General features: G+C 75.7%; 15 protein-coding genes and 1 pseudogene. 9 read left to right on the top strand and 7 right to left on the bottom strand.

Going from position 1 to position 18,839, the window contains the following annotated elements; translation table 11 throughout:
- Positions 1–7: 7 nt before the first annotated feature.
- On the bottom strand, positions 8–1,180 hold the full coding sequence (xylA, locus tag D7M15_RS27270) for a xylose isomerase (RefSeq protein WP_121519918.1): 1,173 nt from the start codon (positions 1,178–1,180) through the stop codon (positions 8–10).
- 81 nt (positions 1,181–1,261) lie between these two features.
- On the opposite strand from xylA, the gene xylB reads away from it, so the two are divergent.
- Both xylB and D7M15_RS27260 read left to right on the top strand, forming a co-directional pair.
- A complete protein-coding gene (gene xylB / locus D7M15_RS27265; RefSeq protein WP_206337433.1) occupies positions 1,262–2,707 on the top strand; it encodes a xylulokinase in 1,446 nt (481 codons plus the stop codon).
- Between the two features lie 114 nt (positions 2,708–2,821).
- Positions 2,822–4,048: an ROK family transcriptional regulator gene (locus tag D7M15_RS27260; RefSeq protein ID WP_165906340.1), complete on the top strand. Its 1,227-nt coding sequence runs from the start codon at positions 2,822–2,824 to the stop codon at positions 4,046–4,048.
- A gap of 190 nt (positions 4,049–4,238) precedes the next feature.
- Here D7M15_RS27260 and D7M15_RS27255 read toward each other — a convergent pair whose 3' ends face one another.
- Complete coding sequence (locus D7M15_RS27255) at positions 4,239–5,312, bottom strand: glycoside hydrolase family 5 protein (RefSeq protein ID WP_121519916.1); 1,074 nt, start codon at positions 5,310–5,312, stop codon at positions 4,239–4,241.
- Between the two features lie 366 nt (positions 5,313–5,678).
- Here D7M15_RS27255 and D7M15_RS27250 point away from each other — a divergent pair, with 366 nt between their 5' ends.
- Together D7M15_RS27250 and D7M15_RS27245 are read left to right on the top strand one after the other, a co-directional pair.
- Positions 5,679–7,142, top strand: coding sequence for an acyl-CoA synthetase (locus D7M15_RS27250; protein WP_121519915.1), 1,464 nt, complete (start codon positions 5,679–5,681; stop codon positions 7,140–7,142).
- Positions 7,135–8,499: a carboxyl transferase domain-containing protein gene (locus tag D7M15_RS27245; protein WP_121519914.1), complete on the top strand. Its 1,365-nt coding sequence runs from the start codon at positions 7,135–7,137 to the stop codon at positions 8,497–8,499. Before D7M15_RS27250 ends, D7M15_RS27245 begins: the two co-directional genes overlap by 8 nt.
- On the opposite strand, the gene D7M15_RS27240 is transcribed toward D7M15_RS27245, so the two are convergent.
- The 3 genes from D7M15_RS27240 to D7M15_RS27230 all read right to left on the bottom strand — a co-directional run bounded on the left by D7M15_RS27240 (position 8,486) and on the right by D7M15_RS27230 (position 11,491).
- On the bottom strand, positions 8,486–9,622 hold the full coding sequence (locus D7M15_RS27240) for an MsnO8 family LLM class oxidoreductase (RefSeq protein WP_121519913.1): 1,137 nt from the start codon (positions 9,620–9,622) through the stop codon (positions 8,486–8,488). The genes D7M15_RS27245 and D7M15_RS27240 overlap by 14 nt on opposite strands.
- A gap of 64 nt (positions 9,623–9,686) precedes the next feature.
- On the bottom strand, positions 9,687–10,352 hold the full coding sequence (locus D7M15_RS27235; protein ID WP_121521513.1) for a response regulator transcription factor: 666 nt from the start codon (positions 10,350–10,352) through the stop codon (positions 9,687–9,689).
- Entirely contained in the window at positions 10,349–11,491 is a 1,143-nt protein-coding gene (locus D7M15_RS27230; protein WP_121519912.1) for a histidine kinase, read from the bottom strand. The genes D7M15_RS27235 and D7M15_RS27230 overlap by 4 nt, the downstream gene beginning before the upstream one ends.
- A 169-nt stretch (positions 11,492–11,660) precedes the next feature.
- Here D7M15_RS27230 and D7M15_RS27225 point away from each other — a divergent pair, with 169 nt between their 5' ends.
- Complete coding sequence (locus D7M15_RS27225) at positions 11,661–11,873, top strand: hypothetical protein (RefSeq protein ID WP_121519911.1); 213 nt, start codon at positions 11,661–11,663, stop codon at positions 11,871–11,873.
- 247 nt (positions 11,874–12,120) lie between these two features.
- Positions 12,121–13,413 (top strand): extracellular solute-binding protein, encoded by a 1,293-nt coding sequence (locus D7M15_RS27220; protein ID WP_121519910.1) that lies wholly within the window; start codon positions 12,121–12,123, stop codon positions 13,411–13,413.
- Between the two features lie 103 nt (positions 13,414–13,516).
- Here the strand turns inward: D7M15_RS27220 and D7M15_RS27215 are convergent, their stop codons facing one another.
- Positions 13,517–14,515, bottom strand: coding sequence for an alpha/beta fold hydrolase (locus tag D7M15_RS27215; protein ID WP_121519909.1), 999 nt, complete (start codon positions 14,513–14,515; stop codon positions 13,517–13,519).
- Between the two features lie 288 nt (positions 14,516–14,803).
- Here D7M15_RS27215 and D7M15_RS27210 point away from each other — a divergent pair, with 288 nt between their 5' ends.
- The 3 genes from D7M15_RS27210 (at position 14,804) to D7M15_RS27200 (ending at position 18,075) form a co-directional block, all read left to right on the top strand.
- Positions 14,804–16,144, top strand: a complete 1,341-nt coding sequence (locus tag D7M15_RS27210) for a hypothetical protein (RefSeq protein ID WP_121519908.1) — start codon at positions 14,804–14,806, stop codon at positions 16,142–16,144.
- 213 nt (positions 16,145–16,357) lie between these two features.
- Complete coding sequence (locus tag D7M15_RS27205) at positions 16,358–17,527, top strand: molybdopterin-dependent oxidoreductase (RefSeq protein ID WP_121519907.1); 1,170 nt, start codon at positions 16,358–16,360, stop codon at positions 17,525–17,527.
- A complete protein-coding gene (locus D7M15_RS27200; protein ID WP_121519906.1) occupies positions 17,524–18,075 on the top strand; it encodes a hypothetical protein in 552 nt (183 codons plus the stop codon). The genes D7M15_RS27205 and D7M15_RS27200 overlap by 4 nt, the downstream gene beginning before the upstream one ends.
- 57 nt (positions 18,076–18,132) lie before the next feature.
- On the opposite strand, the pseudogene D7M15_RS27195 reads toward D7M15_RS27200, so the two are convergent.
- A pseudogene (locus tag D7M15_RS27195) lies at positions 18,133–18,804 on the bottom strand (class I SAM-dependent methyltransferase); the annotation flags it as partial.
- Between the last annotated feature and the right edge of the window lie 35 nt (positions 18,805–18,839).

The following is an 18,839-nucleotide window of genomic DNA, read 5'->3' as shown; positions in this document are numbered from 1 at the left end:
CGGCCGGTCAGCCGCGGGCGGCCAGCAGGTGGTCCATGGCGAGCTGGTCGAGCCGTTCGAAGGCCATGCCGCGGCGGGCCGCGGCGTCCGCGTCGAAGTCCTCGTACGCGGCGCGGTCCGCGAGGAGCGCGGCGGGCGTCTCGCCCGGTTCCAGCGTGGGTCGGGCGAGTTCGTCGAGCCGGGAGGCGCTCAGCGCCTCCCGGACCTCGGGGTCGGCGCGGAAGGCGGCGGCCCGCTCGCGGAGGATCAGGTAGTTGCGCATGCAGCCCGCGGCGGAGTCCCAGACCCCCTCCGCGTCCTCCGTACGGGGCGGCTTGAAGTCGAAGTGGCGGGGCCCGTCGTAGCCCGCGTTCTCCAGCAGGTCGACGAGCCAGAACGCCTGCCGCAGGTCACCGGCGCCGAAGCGGAGGTCCTGGTCGTACTTGATGCCGTTCTGGCCGTTGAGGTCGATGTGGAACAGCTTGCCCGCCCACAGTGCCTGCGCGATGCCGTGCTGCACGTTCAGCCCGGCCATCTGTTCGTGGCCGACCTCCGGGTTGACGCCGAACAGCTGCGGGCGTTCCAGCCGTTCGATGAACGCGAGGGCGTGACCGACGGTGGGCAGCAGGATGTCGCCGCGCGGCTCGTTCGGCTTGGGTTCGACGGCGAAGCGGAGGTCGTAGCCCTGCTCGGTGACGTACGCGCCCAGCAGGTCGAACGCCTCCCGGAGGCGGTCGAGGGCGTCACCGACGTCCTTGGCGGCACCGGACTCGGCGCCTTCGCGCCCACCCCAGCAGACGTAGGTGCGGGCGCCGAGTTCGACGGCGAGGTCGATGTTGCGGAGGGTCTTGCGGAGGGCGAAGCGGCGGACGTCGCGGTCGTTGGCGGTGAACGCGCCGTCCTTGAAGACGGGGTGGGTGAAGAGGTTGGTGGTGACCATGGGGACGGCGAGACCGGTGTCGTCGAGGGCCTGCCGGAAGCGCTTGACGTGGCTCTCGCGCTCCGCGTCGGTGGCGCCGAACGGGATGAGGTCGTCGTCGTGGAACGTGACGCCGTACGCGCCGAGTCCGGCGAGCCGTCGTACCGACTCGGCGGGGTCGAGCACGGCCCTGGTGGCGTCGCCGAAGGGGTCGCGCCCCTGCCAGCCCACCGTCCACAGACCGAAGCTGAACCTGTCACCGGGCACCGGTCGGTAACTCATCCGCCGTCCTCCATTCGTCATGTGGCTTGACAAACTAGTATGCGGGCAACATCCGCGAGAGGGAAGAGGGGCGTGAAGGCCGTGGCCGCACCCGAGGGACCGTTCGTCGTAGGCGTGGACAGCTCCACGCAGTCCACGAAGGCCCTGGTCGTCGACGCCGCCACCGGAGAAGTGGTCGCACGGGGACAGGCACCGCACAAGGTCACGCCCGGACCGGGCCACGAGTCCGACCCGGAGCAGTGGTGGGAGGCGCTGCGCGCCGCGCTCGCGCAGTGCGGCGACGCCGCGCGGCGGGCGGCGGCCGTCTCCGTCGGCGGCCAGCAGCACGGCCTCGTGACGCTCGACGCGGACGGGCGGCCGGTACGTCCCGCGCTGCTCTGGAACGACGTCCGGTCCGCGCCTCAACGCGACCGCCTCGTCGAGGAGTTGGGCGGCCCCGGCGAGTGGGCGGAACGGATCGGCAGCGTGCCGCCGCCCGCGTTCACCGTCACCAAGTGGGCCTGGCTCCGCGAGAACGAGCCCGAGTCCGCCGCCGCGACCGCGGCCGTACGGCTGCCGCACGACTACCTGACGCAGCGGCTGACGGGCGTCGGCACCACCGACCGGGGCGACGCCTCCGGCACCGGCTGGTGGTCGTCGCGCACCGAGGCGTACGACGAGCGGGTGCTCGAACACGTCGGCCTCTCCCCCGACCTGCTGCCGCGCGTCCTCGGCCACGGCGAGGCCGCGGGCACCGTACGGGAGGGGCTGCCGCTGCCCGCGGGCACGCTGGTCGCGACCGGCACCGGCGACAACATGGCCGCCGCACTGGGCCTCGGGCTGCGCCCGGGACAGCCGGTACTCAGCCTGGGGACGTCGGGCACGGTGTACGCCGTGTCGCCGCACCGCCCGGCCGACCCCACCGGCACCGTGTCGGGCTTCGCGGACGCCCGCACCGACTGGCTGCCGCTGGCCTGCACGCTCAACTGCACGCTGGCCGTCGACCGCGTCGCCGCCCTCCTCGGGCTGAACCGGGAAGCGGTGGAGGCGGGCGGCGCGGTGACGATGCTGCCGTTCCTCGACGGCGAGCGCACACCCCCGCTCCCGTACGCCTCCGGCCTGCTGCACGGGCTACGGCACGACAGCAGCGGCGGGCACGTGCTCCAGGCGGCGTACGACGGCGCGGTGTTCGCGCTGCTCCAGGCGCTGGACAAGGTGCTGGACGACGGCACGGGCGCCGCCGTCGGCGGGGCCGACGCGCAGCCGCTGCTGCTGATCGGCGGCGGCGCGAAGGGCGTCGCCTGGCGGGAGACGGTACGGCGGCTGTCGGGGCGCCCGGTGCGGGTGCCGCGCGCGCAGGAGCTGGTGGCGCTGGGCGCCGCAGCGCAGGCGGCGGCGCTGCTGCTGGGCGAGGACGCGGGGGCGGTGGCCCGGCGCTGGAACACGGCGGAGGGCACGGCGTACGAGGCGGTGCCGCGCGACGACGAGGCGCTGGCCCGGCTGGAGGCCACCCTGTCCGGCGCCGACACGCTGCTGGGCGGCCCGTAGGGCGCGCCGACGACCCGTCAGCCGCCCACCGGTCACGGCCCGTCGGCCGCCCGACCGTCCGCCCCGACCGACCCATCGGCCGCACCGGCCCGACCGGCCCTACGGAGAACCCACATGGCAGCCCCCGTGCCCAACTCGCAGCAGGAGATGCGGCGGCGCAACCTCACGCGCGTCCTGCACGCCGTGGCGGAGGGCGGGCCCGCCTCCCGCGCCTCGGTCGCCGCCCGCATCGGCCTCACGCGGGCGGCGGTGTCCACCCTGGTGGACGAACTGCTGCGCGCGGAACTGCTGGTGGAGCTGGGCCCGGGGCGGCCGGGCGGGGTGGGGCGGCCGGGCAGCGCGCTGGCGCTGACCGGGCAGGGGCCGTGCGGGATCGGCGCGGAGATCGGCGTGGACCGGCTGACGGTGTGCGCGGTCGACCTGCGCGGCGAGGTGCGCGCCCGCGCGTCAGCCGCGTGCGCGAACCGCGGCGGCGACCCGGCCGCGGTGGCCGCCCGGCTCGGCCGCCTGGTGGCGCGGGTGGCCGCGGAGGCGGCGGAGGCCGGGCTGCGGCCCGCCGGGCTGGCGGTGGCGGTGCCCGGCCTCGTGGCGCGCGGCACGGCGACCGTGGTGCGCGCGCCCAACCTCGGCTGGCGGGGCGTCGACCTGGCACCGCTGCTGCCCGCCGGGCTGCCGCTGACCGTCGACAACGAGGCGAACTTCGGCGCGCTGGCGGAGCTGTGGCTCGGCGCGTCCGACGGGCCGCGCGACTTCGTGCACGTGTCGGCCGAGATCGGCATCGGCGGGGCGGTCGTCCTGGACGGCGAACTGCTGCGCGGCGCAAGGGGGTTCGCGGGCGAGCTGGGCCATGTGCCGGTACGTCCCGAGGGCCGCCGGTGCGCGTGCGGCGGCCGGGGCTGCCTGGAGCAGTACGCGGGCGAGGAGGCGGTGCTGCGCGCGGCGGGGCTGCCGTACGGCGAGGACACGGGCGCGCGGATCACCCGGCTCGCCGACCGGGCGGCCGCGGGCGACACCGCCACCCTGCGCGCGCTGCGCGACGCGGGTACGGCGCTGGGCGTCGCGCTGGCGGGCGCGGTGAACCTGCTGGACCCGCGCGCGGTGGTGCTGGGCGGCGCGCTGGCCCGGCTGGCGCCGTGGCTGCTGCCGTCGCTGGAACGGGAGTTGACGGCACGTACGGCGGCCCCCGACGCCATTCCGGAGCTGACGGTCTCCGCGGCGGGTGAGGAGGGGCCGCTGCTGGGCGCGGCGCACTCCGTGGTGCGGGCCGTGCTGGACGACCCGCTGGCGCACGGGCCGGGCCGGGGCCCGGAGGGCGTACGCAGGACGGCCGCGCGGGTGTGACCGTACGGGAGGGGCGGAAGTGCCCTCCTTCCGCACGCTTGGCGCCCTCCGCGCGCGCGGAGGGCACCGAGACCGCGGAGGGAGGCCATCGGCCCCGCGGGCAGCGGCCACCGCGCACACGCGCGGCGGACCGCGCGTGTGCGCGATCCGCCGCGTGGGTGTCCCCGGCACGGCGGCCGGGGCGGGAGGGTCAGCCGCGGATGCGGTCGCGGATCCAGCTGCCGGCTTCCTTGAGGTCGCCGTAGTCGCCGGAGTCGCAGCTGCCGGGGTTGAAGACGGCGCCGGAGCGCTCGTCGTCCGAGAAGTTCCAGTTGGTCCAGGAGATGTTCTTCTCGGTCATCAGGTCGAGGTAGCGCTGCGCCATGTCGAAGTCGTTGCCGCCCTCGCCCGCGGAGTCCTGCGTGCCGAACTCGGTGACGAACATCGGCAGGCTGTCGGCCGCGCGGGACAGGGTGTCCAGGTACTCGTCGTCGTGGGACGCCGCGTAGAAGTGGAACGTGTACATGATGTTGTCCGCGTTCACCGGGTTGTTCACGATCTCCGACTCGTCCGCGCCGTCGGACACGCCGAGCGAGGACCAGGCGCGGGTGCCGACGAGCACGACGCCGTCCGGGTCGTGCTCGCGGACGACCGGGATGACCTCCTCGGCGTACGACTTGACGGACTCCCAGCCGACGCCGTTGGGCTCGTTGGCGATCTCGTAGAACACGTTGGGCTGGTCCGCGTAGCGGGTCGCCATGTCGGTCAGGAAGCGCTTCGCCAGCTCGGTGTTGGCGTTCGGGTCGCCCGGGGTCAGCTGGTGCCAGTCGATGACCGCGTACATGCCCCGGTCGATCGCCTTGTCGACGATCTCCTGGGCGAGTCGGGTGAAGCCCTCCGGGTCCGTCTCGTAGCCGCCCTCCTGGACGTACGTGGAGACGCGCAGGACGTCCGCGCCCCAGTCGTTCGCGAGGACGTCGAGGGAACCGTCGGTGACGCAGTTCGCGTACCACTGCGTGCCGTGCGTGCTCATGCCCCGGAGCTGGACGGCCTGCCCCTGCTCGTTGCACAGCTTCTCGCCGCAGACGCTGAGCGCGCCGTTCTCGGCCACGGCCGAGCCGGCGGGCGCGGCGGCGCGGGCGCCGGTGCGGTCCGGGCCGCTGACGCCGTCGGTGCCGGCGCTGGCCTGGAAGCGGCCCTGGAGGGTGAGGACGAGGCCGAGCGAGAGGACTGCCGCGAGCGCGAGCCACGGCAGGCTCCGTCGGCGGAGTACGCGTTGGTGCATCGGTGGTGCCTCCTCTGTGGGGAAGGACGTGCTGTGGGGGGACGGTGGTGTCGTACGGGCCGGGTGTGTCGAAGCGACCGGGTGGCGCCGTCTCCGCACCGTGGACGGGGTGTCCGCGGCATCGCGGGGCTCGGGGGAAGTGGTGTGGTGCGACGGCCCGTTGGTGCGGAGGGGTGGCGTGAAAGCTAGGGAGGTTTCCCGCCTCCGTCAAGAGTGACAGGAAAGTTTCCTTACTTTACGGGCGCACGCCCCGCCCCCGCTCCCCCGCGGACCGCCCCGCACCCGCCGGGCGCGCGCCGGGTGAGATGCTGACCCGACGTGGGCAGCCACCGGGCCGCCCGGATGCCAGAGAGCGAAGGAGCACGGGTGACCCCGCTCTTCCCCGCGGTCCGCGAGGCCGCGCCGCACACGGCGCTCCGCTTCGGCGAACGCGCGCTGACCTACGCCGAACTGGCCGGTGCGGCGGCCCCGTTGGCGGACCGCATCCGTACCGCGGGCCGTGTCGCCGTCTGGGCGACGCCCACCCTGGAGACCGCCGTCGGCGTCGTCGCCGCGCTGCTGGCGGGCGTCCCCGCCGTGCCCGTCAACCCCCGTACCGGCGGGCGGGAACTGGCGCACATCGTGGCCGACAGCGCGCCCGCGACCGTGCTCGCCGCCCCCGACGCGGAGCTGCCCGCCGAGCTGGCGGCGCTGCCCCGTACGGACGTCACCGGCACGCCGCCCGCCACCGGTACGGGCGCCACCCGCCCGGTGGAGCTGCCGCCGGAGCCGGACGGCGAGGCCACCGCGCTGATCATCTACACCTCCGGCACCACCGGCCCGCCCAAGGGCGTCGTCCTGCCGCGCCGCGCCCTCGCGCACACCCTGGACGGGCTCGCGGACACCTGGCGGTGGACGGAACGGGACGTGCTGGTGCACGCGCTGCCGCTGTTCCACGTGCACGGGCTCGTCCTCGGCGTGCTGGGGCCGCTGCGGCGCGGCGGCGCCGTGCACCACCTGGGCCGGTTCGGGACGGAGGCCGTCGCGGCCGAACTGGCGGGTGACGGCACGATGTTCTTCGGCGTGCCCACGATGTACCACCGGCTGGCGGAGGCCGTGGGCGACGACCCGGCGCTCGCCGCCGCGCTCTCCGGCGCGCGGCTGCTGGTGTCGGGCTCGGCGGCGCTGCCGCTGAGCGACCACCAGCGGCTGACGGACGCCACCGGGCAGCGGATCGTCGAGCGCTACGGGATGACCGAGACGCTGATGAACACCAGCGTGCGCGTGGACGGCGACAGCCCCACCGGCAGCGTGGGCGTGCCCATGCCAGGCGTCGAGCTGCGCCTGGTCGACGAGGCCGGCGCGGACACCGTTCCGGCGGACGGGGAGAGCGTGGGCGAGATCCAGGTGCGCGGCGCGAACCTCTTCACCGAGTACCTGAACCGGCCGGACGCGACGCGTGAGGCGTTCGCGGACGGCGGCTGGTTCCGTACGGGCGACATGGCGACACGGGACGCGCACGGCGCGGTGCGCATCGTCGGACGGAAGGCCACGGACCTGATCAAGAGCGGCGGCTACAAGATCGGCGCCGGTGAGATCGAGAACGTCCTCCTCGAACACCCGCAGGTGGCCGAGGTGGCCGTGACCGGCGAGCCGGACCCGGACCTCGGTGAACGGGTGGTCGCCTGGGTCGTGCCCGCCGACACCGGAAGCCCTCCGGAACCGGAGGCGCTCGCCGACCACGTGGCCGCCCAACTCGCCCCGCACAAGCGGCCGCGCACCGTCCGCTTCCGCGACGAACTGCCACGCAACGACATGGGCAAGGTGCTGAAACGGGCCCTCCGTGCCTGAGCGGCCGTCCGCGCGCGCGGTCGTCGCCGCCCTCAGCGACGACTTCGTCGAACTGCCGGACCCGGCGGCGGGACTCCCCGCCGGGGACGCCGGGGACGGGCCGCTGGGCTGGGCGGGCTACGGCGAGGCGCGGGCGCGCGCGGCCGCCCGTACCGGCGAGTCCGAGTCGGTGGTGTGCGGCACCGCGCGGGTCGGCGGGACCGAGGCGGTGCTGCTGGCCTTCGAGTTCGGCTTCCTGGGCGGCTCCCTCGGGGAGCGGACCGGCGACCGAATCGAGGCCGCCCACGCGGCGGCCCGCGCGCGGCGGCTGCCGGTGGTGTCGCTCATCGCCACGGGCGGCAGCCGGATGCAGGAGGGCATGCTCGCCCTCACCCAACTCCAGCGTGTGGCACGGCAGTCCGCGCTGACGCGGGCCGCCGGGCTGCCGCAGACGGCGGTGCTGCGCGACCCGGCGACCGGCGGCGGCTGGGCCACACTCGGCACGGGCGCCGACGTCGTCTTGGCGCTGCCGGAGGCGCAGGTGGGCTTCGCGGGGTCGCGCGTACGGCCGCCGGACGCCGACCCGTACGCGTACACGGCGGAGAGCCAGCTGGCGGCTGGCCACATCGACCGGATCGTGCCGTACGGGGAGCTGCGCGGCGCGCTGGGGCGCTGGCTGGGGCTGCTCGGGGGCGGTGCGGGCGGGGGTGGTGCGGGGTGTGCGGCCGCCGAGCCGCCGCGTGCGCTCGGCGACGACGCGGACCTGCCCGCGTCGGGCTGGGACGCGGTGACGCGCGCGCGGGCGCCGCGACGACCGCGCGCGGACGCGTACCTCGACGCGCACTTCACGCTCCGCGAGGACCTCGGCGGGGACCGTTGCGGCGGCACCGACGACGGGGTGCGCTGCGGCTTCGGGCGCCTGCCGGACGGTACGACCGTCGCGTACGCCGCCCAGTGCGGCACCCCGACCCGCCCGGCCGGGTTCCGTACGGCGGCGCGGCTGATCCGGCTGGCGGGGCGGCTGGGCGTCCCGGTGCTCACGCTCGTGGACACGCCGGGCGCCGCGAACGACGCGGAGGCCGAACGGGCCGGTGCCGGGGCCGCCATCGCGGAGTGCTTCGACGCGGTGGCGACCAGCCCCGTGCCGGTCACCACGCTCGTCGTCGGCGAGGGCGGTTCGGGCGGCGCGCTGGCGCTGGCGGCGCCCGGCCGTACCTGGGTCACGCCGGACAGCTACTTCTCGGTGATCGCCCCCGAGTCCGCCGCCGCCATCCTCAAGCGCGGCGCGGACGACGTCCGTACGACGGCCGACCAGCTCCGGCTGCGCCCGCAGGACCTGGTGGAGCTGGGGGTGGCGCGCGGCATCAGGCCGCGCTGACGGGGGCGCCGAGCGCGCCGGGGACGGGCGTACGGGACGCCGCGCCGCCGTACGCCCCGGCCCCGTACGGGACGCCGCCGAGCCCCAGGCGGGCGGACAGGCGCCGGTAGGAGTCGAGCCGGTCCGCCGGGTCGTGCGTGTTGAGGGCGAGCAGCACCTCGTCCGCGCCCGTCTCCCGTACGACGCGCTCCAGTTCCCCGACCACCTCGTCGGCGGTCCCGTACAGCTGGCCCGCGCGGGCCTCCTCGAAGAAGCGCCGCTCCCGCGCGGTCATGTCGTGCGCGAGGACCCGCGCGGCGGTGGCGAGGGGCGCGAAGACGCCGCGCGTACGGGAGACGGCCGTCGACCACGCCTCGGGTATCTGGAGCGGTTCGGCGCGGGCGCGGGTGGCCGCGACGGCCGCGTTGACGGCGACGACCACGTACGGGCGGCGGGCGGCGGCACCGGGAGCGTCGTCGTCGGGGGCGCGGAACGCGGCGCGGTAGCGGTCGATCGCGGCACGCGTCCGCTCCGTGTCGCGCGCGGGGCCGCCGATCACCAGCGGCAGGCCGTGCGCGGCGGCGACGTCCGCGCCCGCCCCGGTGGCCAGGACGAATGCGGGGACCCGCAGGCCGTCGGCGGGCAGCGCGGTGACGTCGCCGGTGCCGTGGAAGTAGCCGAGCAGTTCGGTGAGTTGCTCCCCGAAGCGGTCGGCCGCCTCCTTCTCCGCGCCCAGGGCACGCCGTACGCCTCCGGTGAAGCCGACACTGCGGCCGAGGCCCATGTCGACGCGCCCGGGGAACAGCGACTCCAGCACCCCGAACTGCTCCGCCACGACCAGCGGCCGGTGGTTGGGCAGCATCACCCCGCCCGTACCGACCCTGATCCGGTCGGTCGCGGAGGCCACGGCGGCGGCCAGCACGGTCGGCGCGGAACCGGCCACGCCGGGCACGCCGTGGTGCTCGGACACCCAGAACCGGTGGTAGCCCAGCTCCTCCACCTGCCGCGCGAAGCGTACGGTCTCGCGCAGCACCACGTCCGGCCGGTCGCCCTCGCGGACGAGGGAGCGGTCGAGGACGGAGTAGCGGGTGGCGCGCGGGGTGTACGGGTGCGGGGTGGGCGACGGCGTGGGCTGGGGGTCCATGCGCCCGTCAACGCGCTCGTACCCGCCGCGGATTCCCGCGTACGGACTCCCCGGCCCTCCGCCGTTACGCGCCGTTCTCCAGGAGCCCGGCGTCGTGCACGAGCAGCGCGATCTGGACCCTGTTGTTCAGGCCCAGCTTGGCGAGGATGCGGGACACGTGCGTCTTGACGGTGGGGAGGCTCATGTGGAGTCCGCGCGCGATCTCCGCGTTCGACCCGCCGCGCCCGACGGCGAGCGCCACCTCCCGTTCCCGCGCGCCGAGGGAGCCCAGCGCGGTCGCCGCGCGGGAGCGGCGGGTGTCCCGGCCGGAACCGGCCACGTGCCGGATCAACTGCCGGGTGACGGCCGGTGACAGCGCCGGGTCGCCCGCGGCGACCTTGCGCACGGCGGCGACGATGTCGGCGGGCGGGGTGTCCTTGAGAAGGAAACCCGCCGCTCCGGCACGCAGCGCGCGCAGCACGTGCGCGTCGGCGTCGAAGGTGGTGAGGACGACGATCTCCGGCGGGTCGGGGCGGGCACGGAGCGCCTCGGTGGCGGTGAGCCCGTCCACGTCCGGCATGCGGATGTCCATGAGGACCACGTCGGGCGCGAGCCGGTCCACGAGGTGCGGCACCTCGGAGCCGTCCGCGGCCTCCCCCGTGATCTCGATGTCGGGGACGCCGCCGAGCATGAGCCTGAGCCCGGCGCGTACCAGGGGGTCGTCGTCGACGAGGAGGACGCTGATGGTCATGCGCGCCACGGTAGCCAGGCGCGGAGCGTGAAGTCGGCGCCGGTACGGCCGTGTTCCAGCTCGCCGCCGACCAGCCGGGTGCGTTCGGCGAGCCCGATCAGCCCCTGCCCGCCGCCCGGGATGCCGCCCGGCAGACCGGATTCGGCGTCGGTGTCGCGGGCGGCGGCCGGGGCGGGCGGCGCGGCGTTCCGCAGCTCGACCGTGAGGCCCTGGTGGGGTCCGCCGCTGACGGTGACGGTCACCTCCGCGTCCGGCGCGTGCTTGCGGGCGTTCGTCAGCCCCTCCTGCGCGACGCGGTACGCCGTACGGCCGGTGAGCGCCGGGACGTCCTCGGGACGCGCGACGCGCTGGTCCAGGGTGACGCGGGCGCCCGCCGCGCGGGACTCGTCGGCGAGCCGCGTCAGGTCCGCGAGCACGGGCTGCGGGCGGCCACCGTCGCCCTCGCCGCGCAGCACCCCGATGATCTCCCGCATGTCCTCCAACGCCTGGTGCGCGCTGTCGCGGATGACCCCGGCCGCGCGGCGCACCTCCGCCTCGGGGGCGCCCGGGTTGAACTCCAGAGCCCCCGCGTGGACGCTCAGCAGCGACAGCCGGTGCGCGAGCACGTCGTGCATCTCGCGGGCGATGTCCTCGCGCGCCTGGCGCCGCGCCTCGTCCGCCGCCTGCTCCGCGCGCGCGTGCAGCGACCGGACCAGCTCGCGACGGGAGCGCACGTACAGCCCCCAGCCGAACGTCGCGGCCACCAGCGCGAAGTACGTGATGGCGGAGGCCGTCGCGGGCCGCCCCAGGTCGGGGCCCTGCGCGAGGAACACCGGGAACGGCGCGAACGCCAGCACCGCCAGCCGGGCGGTGACGCGCGGCGGGCGGCAGGTCGCCACGGTGAACAGGGCGACGAGGGCGGGGCCGGTGATGAAGTGCGACACGGTCCCCGCCACCAGCAGCGCCACCGCGAGGTGCACCGGCCAGCGGCGGCGCAGGAACAGCGCCGCGCAGGCGAGGCCGCCCGCCAGCTGGTCGAGGAGGAGGACGGCGGGTGACTGCCCGTGCGGGACGACGGAGTCGAAGGTGAGGACGGAGAAGCCCGCGGCGCACAGGCACAGGCTGATGTCGGCGAACCACTCGCGGGGTGTACGGCGCACACGGGCGAATCTACGTTCCGCGCGGGGGGACGCGCCCCGTGCCGCACACGTCCGTACGCGACTCTGTACGGAGGGATGACAACGCCCCCCGCCGGGCGCGACTTTCGTCGGACGTGCCGCTGCCGCCGACCGATACCGGGCGCGGGCGGGAGGCTCCTAGCCTCGCGGCATGAAGAGTCTCCTCGGCGCCCTGTCGTTCGTCCTGGTCTGCCAGGGCGTCGGCGGCCTGCTGCACACGTTCACCGACGGGGCGTTCGACCTGTGGGCGCTCACCCATCGGATCGGTTTCCTGGACGGTTACGAGGTCTACGTCAGCGGTGTGCTGCTCGTCCTCGGCGTCACGGTCGGCACGGCGGCGGAGAGGCTGCCCGGTTCGGCGTGAGACGCAGGGGGCCGACCCGCTGCGGCTCCGTGCGCGGAACGTGTCCCTCCGTACGTGTTCTCCGCGCTCCGCGCGCGCGGAGCGCGGACTTGCCGCAGGCGGAGGGAACCCGCCGCGGACGGCGGGCGATTCGCGGGGCGCACCCCCTTGACCGTCGCACGGGTCCGTGCGAGCTTCGGGGTCCCGAAAACCCACGCATGGCCGTACGCCTCAGGTCTCCCGCAGGACCTCCCGAAGGGGTGCCCGCATGCCGCACCGGTCCGGTCCGCGCCTCCGCACGCGCAGCGCGCCGACGGTCCGGCGTTCCCTCTTATGCGCGCTGGCGCTGCTGCTCCTCGCGGGCTGCGGCACGCTGTCCGATCCGGGCGGTGGGACGCGGACCGTCGAGGTGTGGCTCATGAAGGGCAGCCTGACCGAGGAGTTCACAGACGACTTCGTCCGTGACTTCGAGTCGCGCAACCCCGGCGCGAAGGCGCACGTGACGGTGCACGAGTGGCCGGGGATCGACAAGAAGGTGCACCGGGCGCTCCGTTCGGACGACGGCCCGGACGTCATCGAGGTCGGCAACACGCAGGTCGCCGAGTACGTGGAGGCGGGCGGCGTACGGAACTTCACCACGGAGTTCGCCGAACTCGGCGGCGACGACTGGATCGACGCGATGGCGTCGTCCGGGCAGGTCGACGGCTACCAGTTCGGGGTGCCCTTCTACGCCGCCAACCGCGTCGTGATCTACCGCAAGGACCTCTTCGAGAAGGCGGGCGTCGACGCGCCGCCCCGCGACCGCGAGGAGTGGCTGGAGGCGACCGAGCGCCTGGACGAGCCGGAGGGGCAGCAGGGGATCTACCTGCCGGGCCGCAACTGGTACGTGCTCGCGGGCTTCGTCTGGGACGAGGGCGGCGAACTGGCCGTGGAGCGCAGCGGCAGGTGGGCGGGCGACGTGGACTCGCCCGAGGCGGTGCGCGGGATGGAGTTCTACGCCCGCCTCCAGGGGTACGGCGACGCCGACGCGGCGGCCGACGAGGCCCACCCCGACGAACTGGAGGTCTTCGCGCGGAAGGACGTCGCGCAACTGGTCGCCGTGCCGGGTTCCGCGAAGCTCATCACCGACGCCAATCCGGAACTCGCGGGCAAGCTCGGCTTCTTCCCCGTGCCCGGCAAGCGGGCGGGGACGCCGGGCAGCGTGTTCACCGGCGGTTCGGTGCTGATCATGCCGGAGAGGAGCGACGCGCGGGAGGAGGGCTACGACTTCATCCGCCTCCTCGCCTCGGACGGCTGGCAGCAGCGCATGGCGAACACCATGAGCTTCGTCCCCAACAAGGCCCGCCTGACCGAGGCGTTGGAGCGGGAACCGGGCACCGCCGCGATGGCGGAGGCCGCGGAGAACGGCCACGCCACCCCGGCGTCGCCGCACTGGGGTGACCTGGAGGCGGACAACCCGCTGAAGACGTACCAGACCGCCGTACTGCGCGGCGCGGACGTGCGCACCGCCGCCCGTAGGGCGTCGGAGGAGATCACGCGGCTCCTCAACGGCGGCGCCTGAGCCCCGCGTCGGACCACCGGCACGCGTACGCCCGGGCCACGTACACCCGGACCACGTGCGCCCGGTCCAGGCGCCTCGGCCGCCGCCGGGTCGGTCCGCCCGGTCAGTCCGCGCCGGGCCCGGCGCCCAGGCCCGCCTCGTGCAGCCACCGCAGCTGCTCCTCGGGCTGCGAGCCGCGACCGCCGCCGTGGTCGCCGAACTCCCATACGGTGATGTCCTTCCGCTCCCCCGCGTAGCGGTTGTACGCCGCGAAGACGGTGGACGGCGGGCAGCTGGGGTCCATCAGGCCCACGCTGAACAGCGCCGGTGCCGCCGCTCGCGGCGCGAAGTGCAGGCCGTCGAAGTAGGAGAGGGTGCGGAACACCGGCTCCGGGTCGACGCGCCGGTGCACGCCGAGGTAGTGCACGATCTCCGGGTACGGTCCGGCGGTGGCCAGCTCCGTGCCGCGCCGCATGTGGCTGAGGAACGGCACGTCGACCAGCGCCGCCGCGACCTCCTCCCCGGCGAGTCCGGCGACGGCGAGGGCGAGTCCCCCGCCCTGGCTCGCGCCCTGGACGACGATCCGCTCGGGGTCGACGGCGGGGTGCACGCGGAGGGCGTCCACCGCGCGTACGCAGTCGGCCATCAGCCGCCGGTAGTAGTGGTGCCGGGGGTCCTCGATGCCGCGGGTCATGAACCCGCCGACGTACTGCGGGCTGGGCACCGGGTCGGGGTCGGGGGTGTCGTGGCCCTGGCCACGGCTGTCGACGACGAGGTGCGCGTACCCGGCGGCGCTCCACAGCAGGTGCTCCGTGTGCAGTCCCCGGCCGCCGCTGTAGCCGATGTACGTGACGACCGCGGGCAGCGGCGCGGGCTCGCCGCGCGGCAGCAGCAGCCACGCCGCGACCGGCTGGCCGTCCCAGCCGGGGAAGCGCACGTCGTACGCCTCGACGGTGCGCAGCGGCGAGTCGGCCAGCGGCCGGTACTCGGCGGGCGGGGCGGTCTCGCCCGCCGTGCGCGCCTCCGCGAGCGTCTCCTCCCAGAAGCGGTCGAAGTCCTCCGGCGGGGTCACGTCCGGCCGGTAGCTGCGCAGTGCTTCCCACGGCAGGTCGAGGAGCGGCATGTGTTCCCTTTCGGTCCCGGCGCGCGGTGGTACGTATGACCCCCGTGCGCGTGGTGCGCTGCACCTGGTCGGCTGCTGAGCTGTTTGATCATGCAACGCGCCCCGCCCCGTGTCCATGTCGGCGTCCTCCCCGGCGGCTCGTACGGTCCGCCGCGCTCCGGTCCCGGCCGCCGCCGGGCGCTGTCGGGCGCCGGGATGGGCCGCCGCCCCGGGGCGCGGATCTGACGGCACGGTGACGTCTCGCGGCGGCGGCGCCGGGCGGGCGGTTCCGCGCCCTACGGTGGCCCGGTGAGAACGACCCGGCGGGATCTGTACGCCGCCTCCGCAGCCGTCCTGCTGTTCGCCGCCGCCCTGCTCGTGGGGCGGCACATCGAGGACGCGGAGGGTTCACTGCGCCTGCGCTGGCCGCCCCTGTACGCGTACTGGCTGCCGCACGTGGGCCCCGGTACGCCCGCCGCGCTGGCCTTCGCGGTGCTGACGGTGGCGTACGGTCCGGTGCTCGCCCGTCGGCTGCGCTGGCGCCGACTGCTGCTCGCGGGGTGGGCCGGGTCGAGCGCGTGGCTGTGGTCGCTGGCCCTCGTGGACGGCTGGCAGCGGGGCGTGGCGGAGCGGCTGACGACGAAGTACGAGTACCTCCAGGCCGTCGGCGGCGTGGACGACGTGGGTGCCGCGCTGCGGACGTTCACCGACCGCATCCCGTACGGGCCGGACAACTGGCCCGCCCATGTGGCGGGCCATCCGCCGGGCGCGCTGCTGACGTTCGTCGGCCTGGACCGGATCGGGCTGGGCGGTGGCGCGTGGGCCGCCGCCTGGTGCGTCACGGCGGCGTCGACGGCGGCCGTCGCCGTGCTGGTGACGCTCCGCGCGCTGTGCGGGGAGGAGACGGCGCGGCGGGCGGCGCCGTTCACGGTGCTGGCACCGGCGGCCGTGTGGCAGGCCGTCTCGGCCGACGGCTGGTTCACCGGCGTCACCGCGTGGGCCGTCGCGCTGCTGGCGCTCGCGGCCACCGGGCGCACCCGGTCGCCGCGTGCCGCCGCGCTGGGTGCCGGGCTGCTGCTCGGCGGCGCCTGCTACCTGTCGTACGGGCTGCTGCTGATGGCACCGGTCTGTCTCGGCGTGCTGGCCGCCGCCCGTACGCTCCGCCCGGTGCCGTACGTGCTGCTGGGGATGGTGCCGTGGGTGGCCACGTTCACGGCGGCGGGCTTCTGGTGGCCGGAGGGGTACTCGGTGCTCGTCGGGCGGTACTACGAAGGGGCCGCGGGAGTGCGCCCGTACGGGTACTTCGTCTGGGCGAACCTGGCCGCCAACGTCGCCGTCGTCGGCGTCGCCACGGCGGCCGCCCTGCGGCACGCGGGAGTGGCACTGCCCGGCGCCGTACGCGGGCTGCGGAGGGAGCCCGCGCGGGGGGACGCGGCGCTGGCCCTGCTGGTCGCGGGCGCGGTGTGCGCCGTGCTGGCGGCGGACCTGTCCGGCATGAGCAAGGCGGAGACGGAACGGATCTGGCTGCCGTTCACGCTGTGGCTGATCCCGGCGGCGGCGCTGCTGCCGGAGCGCGGCAGCCGCTACTGGCTGGCCGCGCAGGCGGTGGGCGCGCTGACGATCAACCACCTGCTGGTCACGGGCTGGTGAGCGTACGGACGGCGGCGTACGGCTGTGGCCTACGGGCGGTGGCATACGGACCGCGGCGTGCGGGCCGCGTCCGCGCGCGCGGAGGGGCACTTCCCGTCGCGCCTGTCGACGGCCCGTCGCGCTGCCCTTCCGCGTCCACGCGCGGAGGGATGTCCGCGTTCCGTAAGCACGCCGCACCTCGGTTCCGGCCCCGGTAGGGGGTGGGATGGAGGGATGAGACACGTCCCTCCGTCGCGGCTCCCCGCGACGCTCACACGGTTGAAGCCCCCGCGGTTCCGCGGACGGCTGCACGACCCCCGTACCGCCACCGCCGTCGGACGGTGGCTCGGCGCCGCCGTACTGGTCTGCTTCGTCACCGGGGTGCTCAGCCACGTCCTCCAGGAACCGCCGGGCGGCCTCGCGAACCGGCTCCCCACCCGGCCGGTGTGGGGCTACCGCCTCAACCAGGGCCTGCACGTCGCCACCGGCATCGCGGCGGTGCCGCTGCTGCTGGCGAAGCTCTGGACGGTGTACCCGCGGCTGTTCACCGTGCCGCCCGTACGCGGTGTCCGGCACGCCCTGGAGCGGCTGTCGGTGGCGGTGCTGGTGTCCTCGGCGCTGCTCCAGCTGTTCCTCGGGCTGCTCAACACCGTGCAGTGGTACCCGTGGCCGTTCTCCTTCCGGCAGGTGCACTGGGCGCTGGCGTGGGTGCTGCTGGGCGCGCTGCTGCTGCATCTGGCCGTCAAGGCGCCCGAGATCGCCGCGCACTGGAGCCGGCGGTCGCCCGGCACCCGGGAGCTGCCCGCCGAGGACGCGCCAGACCGCCGGTCCCTGCTGCTCGGCGTCGGCGCCGCCGTCGGCGCGGTCACGGCCGTCACCGCCGGGCAGACGTTCACCCCGCTGCGCCCGCTGGACCTCCTCGCGCCGCGCCACCCCGACCACGGCACGCAGGGCCTCCCGGTGAACCGCACCGCCGCGCAGGCCCGCGTCTCGCCCGCCGCCGTACGCGACTGGCGGCTCCGGGTGGCGGGCCCGCGCCCGTACACCCTCTCCCGCCCCGAACTGGCCCGGCTGCCGCAGCGGTCGGTACGGCTGCCGATCGCCTGCGTCGAGGGCTGGAGCGCGTCCGCCGACTGGGAGGGCGTGCGCCTGAGCGACCTGCTGGACCGCGCGGGCGCGCCGCACGACGCGCGGCTGCGCATCGTGTCGCTCCAGCGGGCGGGCGCGTACGGGGTGACGGAGATGGGCGCGTCGTACGCGCGCGACCCGCTGACGCTGCTCGCGCTGCGGCTCAACGGCCGTGTGCTGAGCGCCGACCACGGCTATCCGGCGCGGATCATCGCGCCGAACCGGCCGGGCGTGCTCCAGACGAAGTGGGTCGAACGGATCGAGGTGCTGGGATGAGCGCGCTGCGCTGGGTGACGGGGACGGCAGGGGTGGCGCTGCTGGGCTTCGGCGGGTGGCTGCTGGTGGCGGAGACCCGCGCGGGCACGGTGCCGGACCTGCTGCGGTGGATGGTGGGCGCGCTGGTGGCGCACGACGGCGTGCTGGCGCCGCTGGTGCTGCTGGCGGGGGCGGTGCTGCGGTGGGCGTACGGGCGCCGGGGACCCGGAGCCCGTACGGGCGTCGGTACGGGCGGCACCGCACCGTACGGCGGTGGCTCGTACGGTGTGGTGCGCGGCGGGCTGCTCGTGGGCGGGTGCCTGACGTTGGTGGCCGTGCCGATGATGCTGCGCCAGGGGGAGAGCCGCAATCCGACGGTGCTGCCGCTGGACTACACGGCCAACTGGCTTCTGCTGCTGGCCCTCACCCTCGCCGTCACCGTGGCGCTGTCCGCCCTGCGGGCCCCCGCGTACCGGGCGCGGCTGGCCGCCCTCGGCCACGCGCTGGGCACGCTCCCGGGGCGCGCCCGGCGGCGGGTGCGACGCCGTCCCCGGCGACCGCGCGGATGAGGTCGCGCTCCGCGCGCGCGGTGATTCCGTACCCACCGCGCGCGCGGAGCGCGTTCAGCGTCGCAGTGCCAGGAACGTACGGCCGTGCGCCGACCACTGCGCGCCGACCGTCCAACCCGCCGACTCCGCGCGGCGCTTGAGCGCGGCGCCGCCGATCCGCGCCCACGGGAACGCCGGTCCGTGGCCGCCCGTACCGTCGTCGAGGCGTACCTCCACCCGTTCGTCCACGTCGGCGAGCGACGCGTCCCCGGGCATCGCCTCGGCGAGCAACAGGCCGCCGGGGGTGAGGAGTTCACCGACCCGGGCCAGCAGCGCGGCGGGGTCGCCGCCGATGCCGATGTTCCCGTCGACGAGCAGCGCGCTCCCCCACCGTCCTTCGGCCGGCAGCGTCTCGAAGACGGAGCGGCACAGGGCGTCCACGCCGTGGCGGCGCGTACGGGCGACGGCCGCGGGCGAGGTGTCGATGCCCAGCACGGGGCTGCCCCAGCGGGCCAGCGCGGCGACCATGCGGCCGGGGCCGCAGCCGATGTCCAGCACCGCGCCCGCGCAGTGCCGCAGCACGGTGAGGTCGGCGGCGTCCGCGCGGGCGCACCACCGTTCCACGTCGAGGGGCAGCAGCCAGCCGTCCGGACGGCGCAGGAACAGCGGCCCGTGCCCGGACCGCAGGGCCCGCGCGTACGGGTCGGCGCGCCACGGCACCCCCGACGGCGCGGGCGGCACCGGCGGCACCGCGCGCGCGGCGGCCGTGGGGAGCGCGGCCGTGG

The sequence above is a fragment of the Streptomyces sp. Z26 genome (assembly GCF_003665095.1).
GTDB classification, from domain to species: domain Bacteria; phylum Actinomycetota; class Actinomycetes; order Streptomycetales; family Streptomycetaceae; genus Streptomyces; species Streptomyces phytohabitans.
The sequence above is the reverse complement of the archived record's forward strand: the minus strand, read 5'-3'. Positions and strand labels throughout refer to the sequence as shown.